At 43.1% G+C, this 23,397-nt stretch carries 21 protein-coding genes; 10 read left to right on the top strand and 11 right to left on the bottom strand.

All coding sequences use genetic code 11. The features are described 5' to 3' along the window. Window position 1: 1 nt before the first annotated feature. From BUC17_RS12035 to BUC17_RS12025, 3 genes are all read right to left on the bottom strand, one after another. Entirely contained in the window at window positions 2-1,939 is a 1,938-nt protein-coding gene (locus BUC17_RS12035; RefSeq protein WP_073364837.1) for a LysM peptidoglycan-binding domain-containing protein, read from the bottom strand. A gap of 21 nt (window positions 1,940-1,960) precedes the next feature. Beyond that, window positions 1,961-3,490 (bottom strand): glutamine-hydrolyzing GMP synthase, encoded by a 1,530-nt coding sequence (guaA, locus tag BUC17_RS12030; protein ID WP_073364834.1) that lies wholly within the window; start codon window positions 3,488-3,490, stop codon window positions 1,961-1,963. A 157-nt stretch (window positions 3,491-3,647) separates the two neighbouring features. Then, a complete protein-coding gene (locus BUC17_RS12025) occupies window positions 3,648-4,214 on the bottom strand; it encodes a class I SAM-dependent methyltransferase (protein ID WP_073364832.1) in 567 nt (188 codons plus the stop codon). A gap of 552 nt (window positions 4,215-4,766) precedes the next feature. Here BUC17_RS12025 and BUC17_RS12015 point away from each other — a divergent pair. The 5 genes from BUC17_RS12015 (at window position 4,767) to BUC17_RS11995 (ending at window position 10,173) form a co-directional block, all read left to right on the top strand. Continuing rightward, window positions 4,767-6,269, top strand: a complete 1,503-nt coding sequence (locus BUC17_RS12015) for a rhomboid family intramembrane serine protease (protein WP_073364830.1) — start codon at window positions 4,767-4,769, stop codon at window positions 6,267-6,269. A gap of 108 nt (window positions 6,270-6,377) precedes the next feature. Continuing rightward, the gene (locus tag BUC17_RS12010; RefSeq protein WP_073364917.1) at window positions 6,378-7,382 is read left to right on the top strand and encodes a DHH family phosphoesterase; all 1,005 of its coding nucleotides are present in this window, start codon (window positions 6,378-6,380) and stop codon (window positions 7,380-7,382) included. Window positions 7,383-7,392: 10 nt separating this feature from the next. Next, window positions 7,393-7,956, top strand: a complete 564-nt coding sequence (gene gldI, locus BUC17_RS12005) for a gliding motility-associated peptidyl-prolyl isomerase GldI (protein WP_073364915.1) — start codon at window positions 7,393-7,395, stop codon at window positions 7,954-7,956. Continuing rightward, window positions 7,956-9,071: a peptidylprolyl isomerase gene (locus BUC17_RS12000; RefSeq protein ID WP_073364828.1), complete on the top strand. Its 1,116-nt coding sequence runs from the start codon at window positions 7,956-7,958 to the stop codon at window positions 9,069-9,071. The genes gldI and BUC17_RS12000 overlap by 1 nt, the downstream gene beginning before the upstream one ends. Window positions 9,072-9,084: 13 nt before the next feature. Continuing rightward, window positions 9,085-10,173: a peptidylprolyl isomerase gene (locus BUC17_RS11995; protein ID WP_317044520.1), complete on the top strand. Its 1,089-nt coding sequence runs from the start codon at window positions 9,085-9,087 to the stop codon at window positions 10,171-10,173. Between the two features lie 51 nt (window positions 10,174-10,224). On the opposite strand, the gene BUC17_RS11990 is transcribed toward BUC17_RS11995, so the two are convergent. Then, window positions 10,225-10,611, bottom strand: coding sequence for a hypothetical protein (locus tag BUC17_RS11990; RefSeq protein ID WP_234977712.1), 387 nt, complete (start codon window positions 10,609-10,611; stop codon window positions 10,225-10,227). Between the two features lie 45 nt (window positions 10,612-10,656). Beyond that, window positions 10,657-11,838, bottom strand: a complete 1,182-nt coding sequence (locus BUC17_RS11985; RefSeq protein WP_073364824.1) for an AIR synthase related protein — start codon at window positions 11,836-11,838, stop codon at window positions 10,657-10,659. Window positions 11,839-12,252: 414 nt separating this feature from the next. Between BUC17_RS11985 and BUC17_RS11980 the strand changes: the two genes are divergently transcribed. The 3 genes from BUC17_RS11980 (at window position 12,253) to BUC17_RS11970 (ending at window position 14,537) form a co-directional block, all read left to right on the top strand. Further along, the gene (locus tag BUC17_RS11980) at window positions 12,253-12,918 is read left to right on the top strand and encodes a hypothetical protein (protein ID WP_073364822.1); all 666 of its coding nucleotides are present in this window, start codon (window positions 12,253-12,255) and stop codon (window positions 12,916-12,918) included. Window positions 12,919-12,929: 11 nt separating this feature from the next. Then, complete coding sequence (locus tag BUC17_RS11975) at window positions 12,930-13,139, top strand: hypothetical protein (protein WP_073364820.1); 210 nt, start codon at window positions 12,930-12,932, stop codon at window positions 13,137-13,139. Window positions 13,140-13,394: 255 nt separating this feature from the next. Continuing rightward, the gene (locus BUC17_RS11970) at window positions 13,395-14,537 is read left to right on the top strand and encodes a poly(ethylene terephthalate) hydrolase family protein (RefSeq protein ID WP_073364818.1); all 1,143 of its coding nucleotides are present in this window, start codon (window positions 13,395-13,397) and stop codon (window positions 14,535-14,537) included. Between the two features lie 45 nt (window positions 14,538-14,582). On the opposite strand, the gene BUC17_RS11965 is transcribed toward BUC17_RS11970, so the two are convergent. The 4 genes from BUC17_RS11965 to BUC17_RS11950 all read right to left on the bottom strand — a co-directional run bounded on the left by BUC17_RS11965 (window position 14,583) and on the right by BUC17_RS11950 (window position 19,365). Then, window positions 14,583-15,368, bottom strand: a complete 786-nt coding sequence (locus BUC17_RS11965) for an OmpA family protein (protein ID WP_073364816.1) — start codon at window positions 15,366-15,368, stop codon at window positions 14,583-14,585. Window positions 15,369-15,373: 5 nt separating this feature from the next. Then, window positions 15,374-16,228, bottom strand: coding sequence for an OmpA family protein (locus tag BUC17_RS11960; protein WP_073364813.1), 855 nt, complete (start codon window positions 16,226-16,228; stop codon window positions 15,374-15,376). Further along, window positions 16,229-17,083: an OmpA family protein gene (locus BUC17_RS11955; RefSeq protein ID WP_073364811.1), complete on the bottom strand. Its 855-nt coding sequence runs from the start codon at window positions 17,081-17,083 to the stop codon at window positions 16,229-16,231. 92 nt (window positions 17,084-17,175) lie between these two features. Then, window positions 17,176-19,365, bottom strand: coding sequence for a glutamine synthetase III family protein (locus tag BUC17_RS11950; protein WP_073364800.1), 2,190 nt, complete (start codon window positions 19,363-19,365; stop codon window positions 17,176-17,178). Window positions 19,366-19,548: 183 nt separating this feature from the next. Here BUC17_RS11950 and BUC17_RS11945 point away from each other — a divergent pair, with 183 nt between their 5' ends. Then, window positions 19,549-20,526, top strand: a complete 978-nt coding sequence (locus BUC17_RS11945; RefSeq protein WP_073364785.1) for a TerC family protein — start codon at window positions 19,549-19,551, stop codon at window positions 20,524-20,526. 67 nt (window positions 20,527-20,593) lie between these two features. On the opposite strand, the gene BUC17_RS11940 is transcribed toward BUC17_RS11945, so the two are convergent. Together BUC17_RS11940 and BUC17_RS11935 are read right to left on the bottom strand one after the other, a co-directional pair. Continuing rightward, window positions 20,594-21,100, bottom strand: a complete 507-nt coding sequence (locus BUC17_RS11940) for a hypothetical protein (protein WP_073364783.1) — start codon at window positions 21,098-21,100, stop codon at window positions 20,594-20,596. Window positions 21,101-21,248: 148 nt separating this feature from the next. After that, window positions 21,249-22,820 (bottom strand): PKD domain-containing protein, encoded by a 1,572-nt coding sequence (locus BUC17_RS11935; protein WP_083544970.1) that lies wholly within the window; start codon window positions 22,818-22,820, stop codon window positions 21,249-21,251. 164 nt (window positions 22,821-22,984) lie between these two features. Between BUC17_RS11935 and BUC17_RS11930 the strand changes: the two genes are divergently transcribed. Beyond that, window positions 22,985-23,305: a hypothetical protein gene (locus BUC17_RS11930; RefSeq protein ID WP_073364779.1), complete on the top strand. Its 321-nt coding sequence runs from the start codon at window positions 22,985-22,987 to the stop codon at window positions 23,303-23,305. The last annotated feature ends 92 nt before the right edge of the window (window positions 23,306-23,397 follow it).

Below are 23,397 nucleotides of genomic sequence, written 5' to 3'. Positions count from 1 at the left end.
ATTAATTTGCTTGTTTTAATTGTAAATCTTCATCGTAATATAAAATGTAAACGCCCGTATTGGCATAGCCTCCTGAAACTTTACGCGCGTAATCAAAACGATTTTCCAAATGTTCGGTAGCCACTTCTAAAGTCCCTAAAAAACCATTTTCTTGTGAAATGCGCATCAAGGTGTCAAAGGTGACATCAAACCCGCGAATCGCATAGGTATTGGGGAAAACTTTATTCTTTTTGCGGTAAGCAAAATCAAATTGCTCTGCCGTTGGACTATCGTTCTCACGCGTAACGGAAGGGTACATTAATTTCAACTTGGTCAATCGCGCTATCGGAATCTCTTCATAATCCAAAGTTTCATTGGCTTCCAATATGACCAATTGTACTTTAAAGTCTTTTTGAGCGGCCACCATAGAAGCGGTAGTTGTCATGACAGCCCCCGTTTTTTCGGTCGCCAAAATCACATAGTTCATTCGGTCTTTTACAAAATGCTTTTTTATACTGTCGGCAACTACCGAGCCATTATCGGCTACCCCAACGAGTTTCACGCCCTCATAATAATCGCGTAAATACTGCCGCATAGACTGTTTTTTGGGAGAAACCACTGCAATGATATTGCCATTTTTGGCTTGAAGATAATCTAACATAGCTGCTTTGGTGGCATCGGGTAAAGGAGTCGATTGCAATAAATTGCTGTAACTCTTGCCTTCGTCCCGCGATAAAGGGGAAATCACAGGAATCTTTTGCGCTTCCAAGGCAGCCGCTACTTTTTCAACATTGATCTGGTAAAACGGCCCTATGACAGCATCTACTTGTGAAAAATCTTCTTGCTTAAGCAAATCCAAAGCGGCCGTAGTTTGTCGGGATTCTTGCGAATCAAAAATACGAACATTCACATTTAACCCTAGGGTACGTGCCGAATCAATCGCCATCAAAGCCCCCGAATAGAAGTCCAACGTCATGTTCAAAAACTTATCTTTTTTCAACCGTTCCACCACACCTGTTACCGTGTCGTTTTGAATCTTGGCGGCATTAAAAGGTAAAAACAGTACCAACTCCCGACGCTTTTGTCGGTTGGCAGATTGCGCCAGATCTTTTACCCCACTATCGGTGCGGTTTTTGGCAAAAGAAACTTGCATGGGGACTTGCAACACCATACCCTCTTTGAGCCCATCCTTGAGTTCGGGATTCAACCGTATCAAAGCCGCTTCCGATAAGCCAAATTGACGGCTCAAGCTAAATACCGTTTCCCCGTTTTGCACTGTGTAAGCGAGCGTTTCAACAGGCTTAGGCTTGATAGGTTCTGCAACCGTGGTCGCGGGTTTAGAGGTACTTTTCTTTATTTTCAACACTGCCCCTACGGGTAAACTGTCGACGATGGTAGGATTTTGAGCTTCCAACTCGGCCACACTAATTCCATAGCGGGTGGCAATGCCGTACTTGGTTTCTTGCGCCTGCACTACATGGGTATGTTCGGTTGTCGAAGGAGCGGGCATGGGTTTGGGGGTAGGCACACCTTTTTTCAATACCAATACCATTCCCGTTTGCAATCCATTGGTTTTCAATTGGGGATTCAAGGCTTCCAAGGCCCCCGTAGGAAGTCCATACTTTTTGGAAATACTAAAAACGGTTTCTTTTGCTAGTACGGTATGGGTCGCTGGCACAGGAGTTCGCGCTACCGTTGCATTGGGTTTATTCGCTACAACTGCCGGCGTCGGCTTTGTTTTAGGCACCACTGCGTTGGGGGGAAGCACCAATACCATAGCGGGTTTGAGTCCGTTTTTGGCCTCGGGATTCACCTTATAGAGGTCGTAGGGCGTCACTTGATATTTTTGGGCCAAAGAAACTACGGTTTCCCCGGCCACAACTTTGTGCGTTCGGTTTTGTGCGTTGAGGGATACACTGCACAAAATGCCCAGTACCCATCCCCAAAAAATCCCTTTCATTCCGTAATCGTTTTTAAGTCGTTATTCCCATTCAATCGTGGCTGGGGGCTTAGAACTGATGTCATACACCACGCGATTAACCCCGCGCACTTTATTGATAATCTCGTTGGAGATTTTCATTAAAAAATCATAAGGCAAATGTACCCAATCGGCAGTCATTCCGTCGGTCGATTCTACCGCACGCAAGGCTACTACTTTTTCGTAGGTACGCTCATCGCCCATCACCCCTACACTGTTTACTGGTAGCAAAATAGCCCCCGCTTGCCAGACTTTATCATAGAGTCCATGTGCTTTCAAGCCGTCAATAAACAAGGCGTCTACTTCTTGAAGTATGCGAACTTTCTCGGGGGTAATGTCACCCAAAATACGAATCGACAAGCCCGGTCCAGGAAACGGATGGCGTCCCAACAATTCAGCATCGATGCCCAACGAAGCGCCTACGCGACGTACTTCATCTTTGAACAACATGCGAAGCGGCTCCACAATTTTTAATTTCATAAAATCGGGCAACCCACCTACGTTGTGATGCGATTTGATCGTCGCCGAAGGTCCTTTGACTGAAACCGACTCAATCACATCGGGATAAATGGTCCCTTGGGCAAGCCATTTTACATCGGTCAATTGCTGGGCTTCATCGTCAAAAACTTCGATAAAAACCCGACCGATGGTTTTGCGCTTGGTTTCTGGATCACTAATGCCTTCCAAAGCGGTCAAAAAACGTGCCGAAGCATCAACCCCTTTTACATTAAGTCCCATTCCTTGGTATTGCAGCAAAACATTTTCAAATTCGTTCTTGCGCAACAATCCGTTATTCACGAAAATACAATACAAATTTTTGCCGATAGCCTTGTGCAAAAGAACGGCGGCCACGGTTGAGTCTACACCTCCAGAAAGCCCTAAGACCACTTTGTCATTTTGCACTTTCTCGCGCAATTCTACCACAATATCTTCCACAAAGGCATTGGGGGTAAAGTTTTGGGGCACTTGGGCAATTTTAACTAAAAAATTCTCCAACAATTGTTTCCCATCGATGGAGTGGTACACTTCGGGGTGAAATTGAATGGCATAGGTGGGTTCGCCTTCCAAACGATAGGCAGCATTTTCCACATCTTTGGTACTTGCCAAACGAATGCCCTGGGGCGGTAACGATTTAATGGTGTCGCTGTGACTCATCCAGACTTGGGAATTTAACGCGATTTCTTCAAAAAAGTCCTCATCGTCTTTGATGTACGTCAAATTTGCTCGCCCGTATTCTCGGGTTGCGCTCGGAGCCACTTCACCCCCATTGAAATGGGCCAAATATTGTGCTCCGTAACAAACCGCCAACAGGGGGAGTTTACCGCGAATCTGACTCAAATCGGGATGTGGGGCATCTTCGGCACGAACCGAAAACGGACTCCCTGAGAGAATCACGGCCTTGAAAGACGATAAATCTTCGGGCAGTTGGTTGTAAGGAAAAATTTCACAAAAAATGTGGAGTTCACGAACGCGTCGGGCAATGAGCTGCGTGTACTGCGAACCAAAATCGAGAATAAGTACGTTGTGTTGCATGGGTGTTGTGTTGTCGTAATAAGCGACCCGAAGGCCAAAATAATGGTTGCAAAATTAGACAAAATAATGGACATGCCTGAGTTTTACCGAAGGGTTTCACGGCAACTTTTTCACAATTTTAGGCGGTTGTAAACAATCCCCACCCGGGTTATCGCTTCTAATGGAAGAGTTTAAACAAGTTGATCCCCCAAACCACATTACGGTCGTTGTCGTGTACCACGCGCGTTTCAACAAACGTAAATTCCTGAGACAGGTCGGCCACAATCGATTCTTTCAAATCATACAGCGAGACGATCATATAACCATTGGGTTGGGCATACCCGGCATAGCGCACGGCCACTTCCGTGCGGTTATCAAGGTAGTACAGCACTTCGTTAAAAAGGATGATGTCAAAAGTCCCCGGCGGTGTAAAACGATGGATGTCTCCTACTCTAAAATCGCATTTCGGATACTTTTGTTTGCGCGCTTTCAAAATAGCAGTGTCCGAAAGATCAACTCCTAAACAATAGGAATAATCTTCGGGCTTGAGGTATTGCATGAGCGCCCCATACCCACACCCTAGATCCAAAATACGGGGTTCGGGAATAGCACAACTGCGTATCAGACTCACAATCGCATTGTAACGATCGGCCTCACTCCCCATATTGTCCCACTTGCCAATGGCATATTTGTAATTCCATGTGAGTCGCTTGCGCAACCATTTGAGTTTTTTCTTCCAATCCATAGGCTCGGTATCTGTGCGTCGGGGCTAAAATAAGGAAAAAATCTGGATACACGGTGTTGGGTTGCAGTCGCAGTCGCAGTCGCAGTGTTCAGTGTTCAGTCGGGGCAGTGTTCAGTGTTCAGCCATCAGTGTGCAGTAAGCAGTGTTCAGTATTCAGTATTCAGTATTCAGTAAGCAGTATGCAGTAAGCTAAAAAACCATCAACCGACAACCGGCAACCAACAACCGACAACCATCAACCGACAACCATCAACTGGCAACCGACAACCGACAACCGACAACCATCAACCGACAACCGACAACCATCAACCGAAAACCGTCAACCGACAACCGGCAACCGACAACCGACAACCGACAACCGGCAACCGACAACCGGCAACCGACAACCGACAACCGACAACCATCAACTGGCAACCGACAACCGACAACCGGCAACCGACAACCATCAACCGGTAACCATCAACCGACAACCAAATCGGCACATCGCCTCATTGACATATTGCCTCATTAACAAAACCCCCAACTTCGTATCTTTGTCCTTTACTTTCGCTTATGGCTTTTGGTTTTCCTGCACAAGAAGTTCGGTATCTGCCGCAATCAGAGGGTTCAAACACGCTCAACCGGTATTTGGCGTTTCGCGTATGCCGGGAGTTGCGCTGGCCGCTCGTAGCCATTACCGAAACTACAGTCACTGCCACTACCCTCAACTATGCCGGGAGTTGGAATGAAACCTTTACCCTGGAATGCCTCGACGGTGAAATTGCGCTGCGTTCGGTATCCAACGGGAACCAACTCTATGATGGGGGTCGCAATGGGAAAAACATCGATTTGTTTATCAACGCCTTCAATTCCCTCAAAAAGAAAAGCGCTGAAATTCCGTTGGAGGACGCTTACCTCGAAGCCAGTTTGCAAGAACAAGCGGTACTGATTTCGCAGCGGCTGCAACCCACACCAGTTATTAAACAATTTTACACCCCACTTTCGGTACTCATCCCAGCCCCGGGATATACCCTCACGCCCGCGTTGATTGGCATAAATGTGCTTCTTTGGATCATCATGGTAGCCAACGGGGTGAGTCCGTGGAATGCCAACCCTGAACAACTCGTGCAATGGGGTGCCAATTTTACCCTTCATACCCTCGATGGCGAATGGTGGCGGTTGGGAACAGCCTTGTTTTTGCATGCCAACCTGTTTCACCTGCTTTCCAATGCTATCGGAATGGCGCTGGTAGGGTTGTCGCTCGAACCCTTTTTGGGCAAAAAAGGATTGGCCGCCCTGTACCTCAGCACGGGTCTTGTGGCGAGTACGTGCAGTCTTTTTTGGAATGAAAACATCGTTTGTATTGGGGCATCGGGGGCAGTTTTTGGTCTTTTTGGCTTTTTGTGTACGGCACTTGTGTTTCGTTCAATCACCCACCGTATGAACGCCTCGGCATGGATTGCCATCACTATTTTTGTGGGGCTAAATTTAATCGGCAGTTTTGAAGAAGGTATCGACGCAGCAGCGCATTTGGGCGGCTTCGGCGCAGGAATTCTTTGGGCCTTGGGGTACCATGCCTTTCGCACCCAAAGTCTATGGCGACACAGTGTACTCGCCTTGGGTTTTACCCTCATCATCATCGGGGGAAATGCCTATACCTACACTAGCCTTCAGCCACGTATGCAACTCTTTCATTACTGGACGGCCATGGAAGAATTTGCCCAAAACGAGTCCATTGCCATCGATAGTTATCAATATAATGGGGACTCTACCGACGAATACCGCGAGCAATTGGAAGAAACGGGCTTGGTGTATTGGCGTAAAAATAAAACGCTCCTCAATCGCCTCAACGACCCAACACTCCCTAAGAAAGTTCGCGCGTTAACCAAAAATTGTATCACTTACTGTACATTGCACGAAAAATTCATTCGGTATAAGTTAGACCTTATACAAGAAAAAACCTCCGACGAAATGCCTCTTGAAACTATGGAGCTGCAAATTGAATCCATTGGAGAGCGCATTCGCCAACAAATACAAGAAGTCGCTCGAGAATACAAACTCCCCATGCGAAATTAATTTTCGTTTTTTTAAAAGAAAAACAGCCAAAAAACGTTTCAAAAAATACCCTAGGAATTGACGGAAACGCCTTCTTGGATTTCGCAAATTTTAGTACCTTCGCAAGCTATGAATACAAACGATTACTTGGCATTACGTTCGGTTTTAGCTACATCGCAAACCATTGCTATCATTCCCCACCGCAACCCGGATGGCGATGCCATGGGAAGTACACTTGGTTTGGCACACGCCCTACAACAAGGGGGACATACCGTAAAAGTAGTGTCACCCAATGATTTTCCCGACTTTTTAAAATGGTTACCCGGCGCCGAGGAGGTTGCGATTTTTGAGCATGATCGTCCCCGTTGGAGTGCTTTTTTAAAGGAGCAATCGTTGGTATTCACCCTTGATTTCAATGCCTTGCATCGAACTGGCGACATGGAACAGGTGCTCAAAACGCTTCCAGTTCCCATGGTCATGATCGACCACCACGAACGTCCCGACCCTTATGCAAAATTCACCTTTTCGGATACCCGATACGGTTCGACTTGTGAAATGGTGTATCACTTTTTACATCAATTAGGCGAAAGCCAATGGATTAATAAAACGGTGGCCACCTGTTTGTATACAGGCATTATGACCGATTCAGGGCAATTTCGTTTCCCAAAAACCACAGGCGAAACCCACCGTATCGTAGCAGAATTTATCGATTTAGGCGTACCCAATACAGAAATTCCCACCCTATTATACGACAACAATTCCTACGACCGTTTACAACTGCTCGGTCGGGCGTTGCAAAATTTAAAAGTGTTTCCCGAGTACAAGGCTTCTTATGCTACCCTGTCGCAAGAAGAATTGGACACGTTTCATTATGTAAAAGGCGATACCGAAGGCATTGTGAACTATGGGCTTTCAATCAAGGGCATTCAGTTGACAGCGTTGTTTATCGAACACCGCGACGAAGGATTGATTAAAATTTCATTCCGCTCCCAAGGCCCATTCGATGTCAATCAGTTTGCTCGGGACCATTTTCAAGGAGGCGGACACCAGAATGCAGCGGGTGGAAAATCATATGATACACTCGAAGCTACTGTAGCACGTTTTGAAAAATTAATACACCAATACCACCCCTAATTCTATGGCTATGTTTAAGAAATTTGTTTTTTTCATGGTTTTGGCGCTGTTGACTCTCACTGTAGGTTGCCAACAACAACAAGCCCGTCGTCCCGTTTCGCATTCATCAGGAGCATTTATGAAAGCTTCGGTAGAGCGGAACAAAAAACTCATCAAGAATGAGGAAACCAAGATTGATTCCATCATTAAGAGCAATACCAATATTCAATACATTGCCTCCAAAAAGGGTTATTGGTATTACTACGACAAGAAAAACACCACCGACACCTTGCGCCCCAAGAAAGGCGATATTGCTTTTTTTGACTATGAAATCAAGGATTTGGATGGGAATGTAATCTATTCCGATTTGGAACTCAAAGGACAATCGTATCGCGTTGATAAACAAACGATTATTACGGGGCTTCAACACGGATTGAAACTGATGCGAAAAAATGAAACCGTGACGTTTTTGTTTCCCTCGCACATGGCCTATGGCTATCATGGCGACAACCGCCGAATTGGAACAAACGAACCCATTATTTGTAAAGTAACGCTCACTGATTTTAGACCCGAAAATAAATTAAACGAACAATAATGAGACACCTACTCACAGGATTATTCTTGGTGCTTGCCCTTGGCTTTCAAAGTTGCAAAGACGAACATGCGCAATTGAAAGACGGACTCTATGCCGAATTGGAAACAGACAAAGGAACCATTTTGCTGCGCTTGGATTATGAAAATGCCCCGGTTACGGTTGCCAATTTTATCACCTTAGCCGAAGGGACGAATCCGTTTGTGCGGGAGGAATATAAAGATAAAAATCTCTATGACGGCATTCGTTTTCACCGCGTTATTAGCAAAAACAATGGCGATGCCGAAGATTTCATGGTACAAACAGGGGATCCTTCTGGTACGGGTTCGGGTGATGCTGGCTATAAGTTTAAAGACGAAATCTCAAAATTACGTTTCGATAAAGGCGGATTGCTAGCCATGGCCAATTCGGGTCCGGGCACCAATAGCAGTCAGTTTTTTATCACCCTTGTGCCCACGCCTTGGTTGGACGGGAAGCATACAATTTTTGGACGTGTGGAAGGTGACGGTATGAGTGCAGTGGAACAGATTAAGTTGTACGACCAATTGATTAGTGTGACGATTATCCGCAAAGGAGAAGCCGCTAAAAAGTTTGATGCCGTCAAAGTGTTTTCCGATTATTTCCGTGCTGAAGCTGAGAAACAAAAAAAACAAGCCAAAATCGATGCGGCGAATTTAAAAGTGTATGAAGCTGAAAAACAGCGCTTTTTTGCTGATCTTCGTAAAAAAGCTACTGTCACCAAAAGCGGATTGGCCTATTATATATTGGAAAAAGGAAAGGGTGGAAAACCCAATATGGGAGATAATTTGTTGGTGCAGTATGCTGGTTTTTTTGAAAACGGCACACTCTTTGACACCAGCCGTTTGGATTTGGCCAAAAAAATGGGCAATTATAACGCGCAAAAAGAAGGCATGGGTGGCTATGCTCCCCTACCGATGCAAGCCGGAGCCAAAGCTGGAGCCATACCCGGTTTTATGGAAGGTTTGGACTTGATGCACTATGGCGATAAAGTGGTGCTTTTCATTCCTGCAGCACTAGGCTATGGCGAAACTGGAGCTGGAAAAGTAATTCCCCCAAACACCGATTTAATTTTTGAATTAGAATTAGTAAAACCATAATAAAACAACTCAAATGATGAAATCAATATTTAAAGGAATAGGCGTATTGTTGTTATGTACCGTGGTAGCACAAGCACAAACGCCAAAGAAAGCTACCGCAAAACCAAAAGCAAAAGTAACCCAAGCCGTAGCGGCACCTGTAGCCAAGAAACCCGCTCTCGCCGATGGAATGTATGCCGAAATTGACACCCCAAAAGGGAAGATGCTTTTGGAATTGTATTATCAAAAAACGCCTATCACCGTGGCTAATTTTGTGGCATTAGCCGAAGGAACGCATCCCTATGTAACTGGCACCATGAAAGGGAAGAAATTTTATGACGGTTTGATTTTTCACCGCGTTATTAAAGACTTTATGATCCAAGGAGGCGATCCTTCTGGTAACGGTTCTGGGGGTCCGGGTTATGCTTTTAAAGACGAAATCACCGACGATAAATTTACAGGCCCAGGTATTTTAGCAATGGCCAATGCAGGACCAAAAACCAATGGGTCGCAGTTCTTTATTACACACAAAGAGACTGCTTGGTTAAACGGTAAGCATACTATTTTTGGAAAAATCATTACAGGACAAGAGGTTGTCAATACGATAGCTCAAAACGATCCGATGACCAAAGTAACCATCATTCGCCAGGGGGCTGCGGCCAAAGCATTTGATGCACCCAAAGTTTTTAGCGATTACTATGCGAGTGTTGCCTTGGAAGAGCAAAAAGCAGAAGAAGCGCGTAAATTGGCCAATGCGGCAGCCTTGAAAGAGTTTGAAGAAAAAGGGCAAATGACAGCCAGTGGATTGCGTTACATCGTATTATCACCCGGTACAGGAGAGAAACCCGTGGCAACAAGTAATGTAAAAGTGCACTACACCGGTATGTTGACCGATGGTAAAATATTTGACAGTAGTGTACAACGTGGGCAACCCATCGATTTCGGATTAAATCAAGTAATTCCAGGATGGACAGAGGGTGTACAATTAATGCCCGAAGGCGCCAAATACAAGTTTTATATTCCTTACAAACTGGCGTATGGAGACCGCGGCGCTGGAGGCGTTATTCCTCCCAAAGCGGATTTAATTTTTGAAGTTGAATTATTGAAAATCAATAGTAAATAAAAAAGTAAGGCTGTCTACAACGACAGCCTTTATTATTTTACAGCAGCGGATTTACCCTTTAAAACGCCAAATAAATACATCGGAAACCTCATCAATCAAAGCGCCGATTTCAACACGTATCACCTGCCCATATTCAACTTGTAAAGTGAGCCAATTGGACTCGTTAAAATAATTGGTTACAGAATCAAACTCCTCCGTTTCCCAGGAAGAAAAGGGAAGCGCTTCAAGAATTTTAGTTATGGGTTCGCCTATGATCGCATGTCCTAGCAAAGTAGCGTCAGCATGGGAAGTTATGGCATAGCCTAGACGAAAATCCTCATCGGCGTAAAACGTGAGTCGCAATTTATGGGAATCATACAAATAAATAGTATTGCCATCCTCATCTTGAAATTGACGATTAGGCAAACCGAGTTGTGCGACGACATCGTTTGTTTTCATGCCGAAAAGCAATTGGGCAAGACCGTTTTTGGGATCGATTTTCATTTAACTATAGAGAAAAGTGCCCTGAGGCGTTTGGATGGTCAATTGTTTTTGCGGTGCTGCTTCTACTCTACCCACAATTTGAGCCTCAATCCCAAAACGATGGGCTATGGCGATAATAGCGTCGGCCGTTTCGGGTTGCACATACAATTCCATACGGTGTCCACAATTGAAAACTTGATACATTTCTTTCCAATCGGTACCTGACTGTTCTTGTATGAGTTGGAACAATTGAGGAATCGGAAAAAGATTGTCTTTGATAACATGAACTGCATCGACAAAGTGAAGTACTTTGGTTTGTGCCCCACCGCTACAATGCACCATACCATGTATAGCCGCTGCGCCAATTTCGGACAAAATTGCTTTAATCACGGGCGCATAGGTTCGCGTGGGAGAAAGCACTAGTTTCCCCGCATCTAACGGTGTGCCTTCTACTGCATCGGTTAGACCTACCGTTCCAGCATACACCAAATCGTCGGGCACAGCGGGGTCGTAACTTTCAGGAAAAAGTTGTGCAAGAGCATGCGTAAACACATCATGTCGGGCAGAGGTTAGTCCATTACTCCCCATGCCGCCATTGTATTCTTGTTCATACGTAGCCTGTCCGAAACTAGCCAATCCTACAATAACATTACCCGGCTGAATACGCGCATTGTCAATTACCTCGCTGCGTTTCATTCGTGCAGTTACGGTCGAATCGACAATAATGGTTCGCACCAAGTCACCCACATCGGCGGTTTCTCCCCCAGTGGAGTGAATGGTTACTCCGTGTTGACGCAATTCGGCAATAAGTTCTTCTGTCCCATTGATAATCGCAGCAATAACCTCTCCGGGAATCAGATTTTTATTTCGACCAATAGTAGAAGAAAGCAAGATATTATCGACGGCACCGACACACAAAAGATCATCGATATTCATGATCAATGCATCTTGAGCAATTCCTTTCCAAACGGAGAGATCACCCGTTGTTTTCCAATACATATACGCGAGCGAAGATTTAGTTCCAGCTCCATCGGCATGCATGATTAAACAATAGTCGGGATCTCCGGTGAGGTAGTCAGGAACTATTTTACAAAATGCTTTAGGGAATAATCCTTTGTCGATATGTTGAATCGCTTGGTGAACTTCTTCTTTGGAAGCCGATACACCGCGTTGGTGGTACCGTTGTGAGGTTTGCGCAGCCATAATTGTTGTGTTGTGTTGCAAAGGTAGTATTTCTATCGGAAGATTCAAGGGGCTGTTAGGGGCATTACATTACAAAATGCATTTTAGAGACTCGATTTAAACGTTGGAAAACTCATCGTCATAGGATTAAAATCATTTATAAATGTTTGTATACGGTTACATCGGGATTTTTAACAAATAGTACACTTTTTGCACACCCAACTTGAATCTAAACCCACTACTTTTACTCCATTATAAGCCAATAACACAATAGGCCATAGACTCTTATGCATTCGGAAATAGCGCTTAGGGACGTCGATCTACGAAAGGGAAATGAAGATGCAGTTTGGAAAAACAAGGTAGTTTATGGACGGGGAAAAGAAGCCGAACCGATACCCGTAGCAAGATAGTAGGCCCATTTATACACCATTAATTATGAGAAATTTTTTATTTTTTTGCCTAGTAACTCTTTTTGGAGGGACTTCAGTACAAGCACAAACCCAAAAGCTAATCACGCCTGTATTCTGGCAAGCGGGCGTTCAAGCCATTCATCAAGAGGAAATTAAAGGAACAACGGTATTTTCTTTTAGTACGTTTCGACATTTTTTTCTTAATTTAGAAGCTGTAAACTTAAATGCCTATCAATTGCATCGTACTGGAAGTCAATATCGTCTCGTTGCGCTCAATCCCAAAACCAATTTGGGAACCTACCAAGCGGATGTTACCAAAGCAGGGGTATTCCTCACGACACCAAGGTATAAAGGAACGTTGAAAGAAGCTCCAACAACACTATTTACAGAAGACAATCAAATTGCAATATTACTTATGGGTGTTGCTGAAATTGCGGATACCACCACCAAACGACAGGCGTATGAGGATTATGTTACCCAATCGGGAACAGATTGTGCTTTATCTAATACGTATTACTCTGTAGGTGTTGGTCTCAACACAGCGGCAGCAATAAGTCACCTAAATCACATCATTAAAAGACATAAAGCTTTAGGAACATTTGACGATTGTACGGCTATTAGCACTCAAGCAGAAACCCATTGTTTTTTCATCGGTTGTTTCGCCACCTTCGCGTGGTGTTGCACCAGTTAATTTTATATATTATGGCAAAAGTTGGTCCAATCCCAGTAACCTTATTTTTTCTAACCTTATTAGGTCTTCTCATCTATGGCCTACTGTTAGTGCAACGTAATGAGAAAAATCCGCGTGCCCTGTTATTATTTATCGGCATGATCTTTTTCCCATTCCTAGGTCCCTTGACGTACATTTTGTACTATCATTTGGTCAAAAAGCATGTTACCAAAACCACATAAGGTTTTTTGTAAAGTTTAGAGGTATTCCTTTTCTACGCATGGCAGCACAACGATAAAGTTTTTGATGCTTTGCAGGATGCGTTTACCTTTACCTAACTGCCGTTGGAAATCCCAAAGCAGTGCTTGTCCACCCCATAGTAGTAGTGCGCTCTTTTTGACCTACAATTATGGGGCTTGGGACATGTTTACTGTTGTTGTTGATTAAAAAATGTTTGCCGACCGTAAATATTTTGTATTTTGCTGAAAAACAAAACAATGCGTTATATTCTATATTTTCTTTTTGTCTGGATTTCAGTTTCGGCACAACCTTTTGCGATTGGGAGTACCGCGATAACATTTACTGATGTTACACGCAATAACCGGTCGGTGGGCACACAAATTTATTATCCCGCAGTGAGTGCCGGCACCGATACCCCCGTAGCTTCGGGTAGTTTTCCAGTCATTGCTTTTGGTCACGGTTTTGTGATGAATGTAGGCGCTTATCAAAATATTTGGGAACTCTTGGTGCCTCAAGGTTATATTGTAGCTTTACCCACAACAGAGGGTGGATTTTCACCGTCACACCTCAACTTTGCCCAAGATTTGGCTTTTGTGATTACGCAAATTAAAGCGCAAAACACGCAAAATGGAGCCTTCTTTTTTCAACGGATTCATCCCAAAGCAGGCGTCATGGGGCACAGTATGGGCGGAGGAAGTGCACATTTGGCGGCTGCACTCGGTGCACCTATCGATGCGCTATGTACCTTAGCTCCTGCGGAGACCAATCCAAGCGCCATTTCAGCCTCACAAAACATTACACTCCCTTCTCTTGTTATAGCAGGAAGTAACGATTGCATCACACCCCCCAACACCAATCAATTACCTATGTACAATGCTTTACCTTCGGGGACATGTAAAGCATACCTCTCGATTACAGGGGGAAGCCATTGCCAAATGGCCAACAGCAATTTCAATTGTAGTTTTGGAGAAGCTACTTGCGCCCCGGGCCCTACTATTACCCGAAGTCAACAACAAGCAATCCTGCATAGTTATCTACTCCTATGGATGAATGCACAACTAAAAGACAGTTGCAGCGACCGTGACCAATTGCTTCAGTTGCTAAATGCTGCCAACGGAGTTACCGCCCAATGGCAATGTACATCCTGCGCATTGGATTTGGCCAATCTTCCGCAAGAAAAAGGACTGCGACTCGCTAATCCAATGCTATCAACCTTGTCCATTCCTTTACCAGCAACGGCAATACAATCACTGATCTTACGCGATATTCAAGGAAAAATTGTCTTAGAAAAAAACAATTCAGCTACAATTGCAGTGGACTTTCTCGCGGCGGGGACCTACATCCTCGAACTTACTACAAAGTCGGGAGAACGCTACCAACAAAAATTGATGAAACAGTAGGGAGACCAAAGCAGTTTCTACCTTTTTGAAATTAAAACAATTACATCAACGCGCTAAGATGCGAATTTCTACCCGTCGATTGGCTGCTTCTTCTTGGGCATTGCGCTCTGGTATGGGAAAAAGAGGTTGTTGGGTACCGTAGCCTTTGTAGGTCATTCGTTTGCGATCAATTTTATACCGCAACAAATAGGTATAAACAGCTCTGGCACGCGCTTCAGAGATATACGTGTACCGACTTTCAGTATCACAACAAATATGACCTTGAATTTCGATTTTTAAAGTTGGATTTTCCTCCATCACACAAAGCAACTCCAACAGAACAGGTTCGCTTTCGGGCATAAACTTAGCCGAATGATTGTGAAAAAGAATTTGCTTCAAAGCAATCCGATCTCCAACTTTAGCCTGAGCCACAGCGTCCTTCAATACAACGGCGGGAGGTTCCATAGCAGGAGTCGGATTCTGGGGTTGCTCCACTTCATAAAAAAGGGTGACCCGACGATTCTCTTCTTGGCGCGGTGACTGCTTGAAATCTTCCCCAAAACCCCGAATTTCTATATTTTTCTCAACCGAAATATTTTGTTGTTTCAAATAATCATAGACCGCATGCACACGGCGGAGTGCCAATGTATCATTGTATCCATTACTTCCTTTCCAATCGCAAAACCCATACAACTTGGTGACCTTGTAGGCTTTCCCCTCAGCAATCCAAGAATTGAGGTTATGAATTGCTTGCGCATTCAAATCGTATTTGTCAAAATCAAAATAAACGTCAAGCTTTTGCTGCGCATAGAGTGGGCAACAAAAAAACAGGAGAAAAAAAAGGCGAAACATAATCTTTAGATAGCGTGCTTGATTAAAATTTCAACACGACGGTTGGCAGCTTTTTCGGCCTCTGATTTTTCTGGCAAGGGAAAAATGGGGTTGGAACTACCAAATCCTTTATACCCTAATCGTTTGGCATCAATACCGTTTTGGGTAAGATACCTATAAATTTTATGGGCTCTTCGAATCGACAGTTTCGTGTCGTTGGGATCGGGATTGCAACAAATATACCCGTGAATTTCAATCTCCAATTTCGGAAAATTATGCATCACTTCAAGCAATTTGTCCAATAAGGGCAATGACAAGATTTCAATGTCATCACTGTTGAATACGAAGTTAAGATTTTTTATTTTAAAAACGGTCCCAGCCTTAGATTGCGTCAGTTGTGTTTCCAATTGTCCCGCTTCTTCAGCAATTTGTTCCTCTGGAGTCAGTGTTTCTTCAACAAGAGGCGCAATTTGCTCTTTTTTTTCAATTGCGTTAGGTAACACCGAATCTTTAATTTTAGGTAAAGTTTCAACAACTAAATCAACTCTGCGATTTTGAGCATGTGTAGAAAACTCCAATTGGCGTTCCCCGATGACTTTTTGCAAAGCACTTTCGTATGAAATTGACAATTCGTCCAAATGTTGAAGAACTCCATTAATACGACGTTGCGCCAAAGCATCATTGTAGGCAATACTTCCACGAGCATCACAATAGCCTCGAATTTCGATTACTTTGAAATGGGCTAATTGGAAATTAATCACCAATTTCTTTGCTTCCTCCAAGGAGAGCGAACTTTGGTCCACTTCAAAATAGACAGCAATCGTTCTTTGGGCGGAAAGGAAATTAAACAGGAATAAAAAAACGAAAAGGATTTTACGCATCTATTTTTGAGTGATTAAAATTTCAACTCGGCGGTTTTGAGCGGCTTCTTCTTCCGATTTTTCGGGAATGGTGAATTTAGGCTTGGAAACACCAAATCCTTTAACGGTAATTCGCTCGGATGCGATTCCTTCTGAAACTAAAATACGTTTGATTTGGCGGGCGCGATCCAACGATAGGTTTTTATAATCCTTACTTACACAACAAATATGGCCTTGAATTTCAATGTGGAGTTTGGGATTCTTGTACAATACATTGACCAATTCATCGACAGCATTTTTGGAAGTAGGCATCACGGCAAAGGTGTTTTGATAAAAATTGATATCCCGAAGTCGAATTAACGTCCCTACCCGCGCCAACTGGATTTTCTCCTCCAAAGAAGCATTTTCAGGGAAATGCATAGCTTCTTCCTCAATAATTTCAGGTTCGGCAGGTTTCTCCGGCTCGGCAGGTTTTATGCCTAAAATTTCATTTTCACGGGCAAAATCTTTGGGCTGAATAAATAAGATGGTCGCTCTTCGGTTTTCCGCTTTATTTTTGGATTGGGTAAAATTCTCCCCAAAACTGTGGGCTTTGTAATCGGCACGGGTGGCAATTTTTCCCTGGACTTGCTGGTACACAAAATCAACTCGCTTACGGGAAAGCGTATCGTTGTAGCCACTCGAACCATCTTCATCGGTATAGCCTTGAATGGCAAGGATTTTCACCTCTTTATGGGTTTGCATCCATTGTTGTAATCGTTGGGTTTCTTTGGGATTGGTTTCAAATTTTCCACTGTCAAAATACACCACAAATTGTTCCTGCGCCTGAAGCAGTCCAACGAACAGCAGTCCGAGAAATAGTACTAGTTTTTGCATACTCATACAACGAAAATACACAAATTTTAGTGCCCAGAAATAAAAAAACCCGCTATTGCTAACGGGTTTTTATATTTAGATTCAAAATTGTATTATCGCGTAAACAATAACTCACGGTATTTCGTCAACGTCCACATTTCATCATCAACGAGTAATTCCAATTTATCGCAATGCTCACGGATGATATCAAAATACGGTTTAACTTTATCGCAATAGGCTTCCGCTTGTTTTTCAGCTGTCGTCAAATTATTAGCTTTCTTACGCTCTTCAATCATCGCATCGACATTACTATTGATTCCTTCGATGTGAGCGGAAATTTCTTTGATTAATGAAATTTGCTCTTTGGCAATTTTTTCAAAGTCTTTACCAAAGATTTCTTTCAAACCGCGTACATTTTCAATCAACGTATTTTGATAACGAATAGCGGTTGGGATCACGTGATTACGCGCAATATCACCCAACACACGACCTTCAATTTGGATTTTTTTCGTGTATTCTTCCAATTCGATTTCGTAACGAGCTTCCACTTCAACGTGGTTCATGATGTGTAATTCTTCAAACAATTTCACCGCTTCTTTAGAAACTTTCGCTTTCAACGCTTTGGGGGTCGTTTTATGATTGCTTAAGCCACGTTTTTTAGCCTCTTTTTCCCAAGCTTCGCTATAACCATCTCCTTCAAAAAGGATGTTTTTGGTTTCTTTGATGTATTCGCGCAACACATTGAAAATTGCCTCGTCTTTTTTCAAGCCTTTTTTCTCAATTAAAGCATCTACCTCAACTTTGAAATCTTTCAATTGTTTCGCTACAATCGTATTCAAAGTCGTCATGGCATTGGCACAGTTGGCTGACGAACCTACTGCTCGGAATTCAAATTTGTTTCCTGTAAACGCAAACGGCGAAGTACGGTTACGGTCGGTGTTGTCTAACAATACATCTGGAATTTTACCAACCACATTCAATTTCAAATCGGTTTTTTCTTCCGGAGAAAGTTTGCCATTGGTCACCCCCTCTAATTCGGCCAAAACTTTTGTCAATTGTTGACCAATGAATACCGATATGATGGCAGGAGGCGCTTCATTGGCTCCCAATCGGTGATCGTTACTCGCTGAAGCAATTGAAGCACGTAACAACTCTTCATAGCGATACACCGCTTTGATGGTATTGATGAAAAAGGTCAAGAACTGTAAATTGCTCATCGGTGTTTTTCCGGGGGCTAATAAGTTTACACCCGTATCGGTTGCCATGGACCAGTTGTTGTGTTTTCCAGAACCGTTTACCCCTTTAAAAGGCTTTTCGTGCATCAAGACTTTGAAATCGTGACGCTCGGCAACTTTGTACATCACATCCATCAATAAGGAATTGTGGTCCACTGCCAAGTTGGTTTCTTCAAAAATAGGTGCCAACTCAAACTGATTGGGTGCAACCTCATTATGACGTGTTTTTACAGGAATTCCCAACAACATACATTCGTTTTCCAAATCACGCATGTAGTTCAACACACGGGTAGGAATCGAACCAAAATAGTGGTCTTCCAATTGTTGCCCCTTGGCTGAAGCGTGACCCAACAATGTTCTTCCTGTCAACGTAATATCGGGACGAGAGGCAGCTAAAGCGGCATCTACCAGGAAATATTCTTGCTCCCACCCTAAGGTTGGTGTTACTTTTTTTACATTTTTATCAAAATATTTAGCCACCTCAGTTGCGGCTTCATCAATTGCGTTTAAAGCACGCAACAGAGGCGTTTTATTGTCTAACGCTTCTCCTGTATACGATACAAAAACCGTAGGAATACACAAGGTTGTACCGTAGATAAATGCCGGTGAAGTGGGATCCCAAGCGGTATATCCACGTGCTTCAAAGGTATTTCGGATTCCTCCATTCGGGAATGAAGAAGCATCGGGTTCTTGTTGTACCAACTGACTTCCACCAAATTTCTCTACCGGATCACTGCCGTCAAATGAGGTTTCAAAAAAGGCATCATGCTTTTCAGCGGTAGTCCCTGTTAAAGGTTGGAACCAATGCGTGTAATGGGTTACGCCTTTAGTAAGCGCCCATTCTTTCATTCCCATAGCGATATAATCGGCCAATTTACGATCGATTTTTGTCCCGTATTGGACGGCACTTTTTACGGCTTTGTACGCTTCTGGCGTTAGAAATTGCCGCATCGCTTTGTCGTTAAATACATTTGAACCAAAGATGGCCGACTTTTTGTCGAGCTCTTCTACCTTAACTGGTTTACGATTACCAGCAGCTTGTAAGGCCTGAAAACGCAATGTTGACATAAAAATGTGTTTTAAAATGATTATACCCTAAATATTGTGGTGCAAATATATTGATTTTTGACAAATAAAATATTATACCCCTATTTTTTTAGGGGGCTGTTTACAATTTATTAATACTTAAATATTACATAATGTATTTTTGGAGGGATAAGGAAAGAATTATCTTTGTAAAAAAATTGACGTATGACCGTTTGGATTCTCTTTTTTGCTTTAGTAGTTGGTATTTTGGCGTTGGATTTAGGGGTTTTTAACAAGACACCCCATATCATTAGCTCGAAAGAAGCGGGAAAATGGACCGCGCTATGGGTAACTTTATCCTTTTTATTTTCGGGTGTGATTTACTGGTTATACGGCACTGTTTACTTAGCCAATCCCACACAACTTTCACAATCCACTGCAGCGATGAAGTTTATCACAGGGTACCTCATTGAGTTATCCCTTAGTATTGACAATATTTTTGTGATTGCTGTCATTTTTGCCTCATTTCGCATTCCGCAAAAATACCAGCATCGGGTATTGTTTTGGGGCATTTTAGGGGCCATTGTTTTCCGAGGGTTGATGATTGGTTTTGGAGTTGCCATTATCAATAAGTTTACTTGGACAACTTATGTGTTTGGGGCATTTTTAATTTTTACAGCAGCTAAAATGTTGTTTTCTAAAAAAGACGACGAAGCTTTTGACCCGAAACATTCGACGATTTACAAAGTAATTGGAAAAATTATTCCGATCACATCGGAGCACGATAAAGAAAAATTCTTTGTTCGTACGCATCAGGGTAAAAAAGCAGCGACTCCTTTATTTGTGGCCTTAATGCTCATTGAAGTCATGGATGTATTGTTTGCTGTCGATAGTGTCCCTGCGATTCTATCGATAACCTCTGATCCATTTATCGTATTTAGTTCCAATATTTTTGCCATCTTAGGCTTGCGCTCGATGTACTTTTTCTTAGCCAATATGTTGGAAAAATTCAGTCATTTAGAATACAGTCTTATTATCATCCTAACGTTTGTTGGGGTAAAAATGTTGGCCCACGACTATGTCAAACTCCCTGAATGGGCTTCCTTGCTTTTTATTGTGGTCTGTTTGGTAGGCGGCGTGGTATTTTCACTATACAGTGCTTCAAAAGCCGAAGCAGCCAAACCGTCTCGGGATGAAGAATAAAAAAGGCACTCCGAAGAGCGCCTTTTCACTAACCAAACAAACAAACTATAGTAATTAACCTAATTTTCTATGGTAATTTCGTTACGTTTTGGATACCGTAACGGCGAACAACTTCATGGTAGTCGTTGAACGATGTGGAAGTAGCGGCTTGTTTTCCAAAAAAGCCAGGAACAATCACAATACGTAAGACTTGGTTGACACGGAAATTAGGAGATACCCCTGCCAAATCAAAACCGTGCATGAAGATATTTGCATCAAATCGTGTAAAGTCAAAATCATACCCAAAATCCAAAGTCCCGTCGGGGAAGAAATAGGTTTCAGGCATTAATTTCCACACATCCACGCCTCCTGAAACTCCCGCCAAACGATAGACCAATACCATATCAGAATTGAAAATGGGCTGCGGAAATGCAATCAACGTACTGAAATTATTGGAGGGCGTAAATGAACGTGTCACTTCATACACTTGACTAATCGTATCATTGTCTATCGTATCCTCTCGAACTTCATTAACGGTACAACTTTGAAGACTCATCATCCCGATGAAGGCTAACAATAAGGTAATTTTTCGCATAGGAGTCGTGTTTTAAGATTATACTTCAAACGTATTTATACCTATTCAATAGTCGTGCCAAAAATTACCCCTGCTGTATCCCAATTAAGTAGTTGTCTTATTGACAGCATATTACAATAAAAAAGCTCCAACAACGGGAGCTTCTTTCTTATTGCTTAATTATCTTTTGATGAAAAACACCTTCATCAGTTTCCCATTGTACCATATACCATCCAGCAGCCAAATGCGAAATATCAGTGGAATTGGCTACGGGCTTTCCGAGGAGATCCCAAACCACAATTTTTTGAATTTGCGCTGAGGCCGCTCCGGTAATGGAGAATACTCCGGTGGTTGGATTCGGAACAAGTCGTGAATTGCCTTGCGTAAATCCTGTATTTCCTAAGGCTGCAAAAGGATAACAATCGGATACCGCGACACAACCGTTGGTAGAAAGCTGTACGGCGTAATTCCCATCGGCTGTAGGGGTAAATACTTGCCCCGTAGCATTGGGTATCGGGGCATTGTTATTGTCACAATCCAACCATTGGTAGGTTGTACCCGTCAGAGTGCGATCGGCTGACAATTGAGTGTCGGTTACCGTCACGGAGGTTGTAAAGGCATTTTGCGAATCAGAAACAAAAACCGGAATGGTAAAGGTGTTCACTTGATCGGGTTCGCAAAAAGTATTGGTAACTGTAAGCGTTACCTCTTGCAACCCGGGACAAACAAACGTATGCGATGGGTTTTCGAGCGTACTTAAAGGAGTATTGTCCCCAAAATCCCAGCTGGATGCCATGTAATTTGAACTCAAATTCACAAAGTTCACTGTAACGCCATTGTTTGTTGGATTAAAATCGGGTTGCACCGGTACATACGCAAATGCCGCTTGTGGCGTTAGACAACGTTGGATATCCATAAAACGAACGGTGGTGGGAACCCATTGGTTGTTGACCAAATTTCCACTAGCCTCCAAAACAGGAATCTTGTGAGCAGGATCAAACCATTGGTACGAAACAGTTGTGGTGGTGGTCGTTTGTGGAGTCCCATCGACAGTGATTGTGGTTGTTTGCACCAAAGTACTTTTCAATTTCAACACATTGGCAAAAGAGCCAAAAGGTGTAACCAAAGTACCCCACCCTTCTACCAAATTGGTGCGCTGTCCCGTGGATTGAATTTGCACCGGAAAACCAAATGAAGAAAGATTGGCATTAATGGCAAAAGGCTGTGTGGCTGTATCGCCGAAATTCATGGGGAACTGATACAAATCATCGGGGTCTGTGTAAGATACTACAAAGGGGACTGTTGTTCCATTAAGGGTAACTTGCGCGCCAATCATTTTATTTTGAAGGGCGGCATTCGTTTTATTCAAATGATTAACAACATTGGTCAAACCAAATCCTTGTAAAACGAGACCATCGGTAGCCGTATTAGCCAAGTTAAAATTGGCATTAAACTGCGAATTGCAATTAAAAAAGAATCCGTTTAAAAAACACCACACGGTTTTATACCCACTATCGTTGGGATTACTCCAAGCAATGAGTTCTTGCGTTTGAGGAACCAAAGCACTGTAATCCCATGCTATTCCTGCACCTGTCACCGTGTAATCCAATTGTAACGCAGACGGTTCGGGCGTTGTAATATAAAAAGAATCGCCCACCGAAGCGAAATTCGCCGACGTGTAGGTCGCTTGACCATAAAAAACAGCCGTCATGCTGCATAAAAGTAACGTAATGATTCGCATTTTGTTTAAAATTTGCCCAAATATACTAATCCCAAAACAATCCTCCAAAAAAAAGCATAACTAATTGAATATAAGAGAAATTAAATTAAATCCATCTGATAAATATCATATCGAAAGTTAAGGAATGGAGATACCTTTATACTAGTAATAAATTGGTATAACACATGAACAAGACCCTTTTAGTTTTAGAAATTGCCGCTGAATTACATGCGTATATTCAGCAAATTGAAAATTCTGTAAAACGCTACAAGTTAGCAACCGATTTGGATGACGACGACACCTTAGATCCGGAAGATTATGCACGACAATCGGAGGCTGCGGAGATGCAATTGCGGTATGAACAACTGTTGCGACAAGCTAAAGAAATGGAAAACTTTATGATGGAACACGATAGTAACGCGTACGCTATCATTTTACCCGGAGCCTTGATTGAAACAGAAACGTATTACATCTATGTGGGCATTTCTATCCCCTCATTTAAATGAGAAGATAAAACGGTGATTACGTTGAGTGAAAAAGCCCCTGCTTATGCAGAGATGCGGGGTAAAAAAGCAGGAGATACGATTGAATTAGGAGC

This window comes from Flavobacterium fontis (assembly GCF_900129405.1).
In the GTDB taxonomy this organism is placed as follows: domain Bacteria; phylum Bacteroidota; class Bacteroidia; order Flavobacteriales; family Flavobacteriaceae; genus Flavobacterium; species Flavobacterium fontis.
The sequence above is the reverse complement of the archived record's forward strand: the minus strand, read 5'-3'. Positions and strand labels throughout refer to the sequence as shown.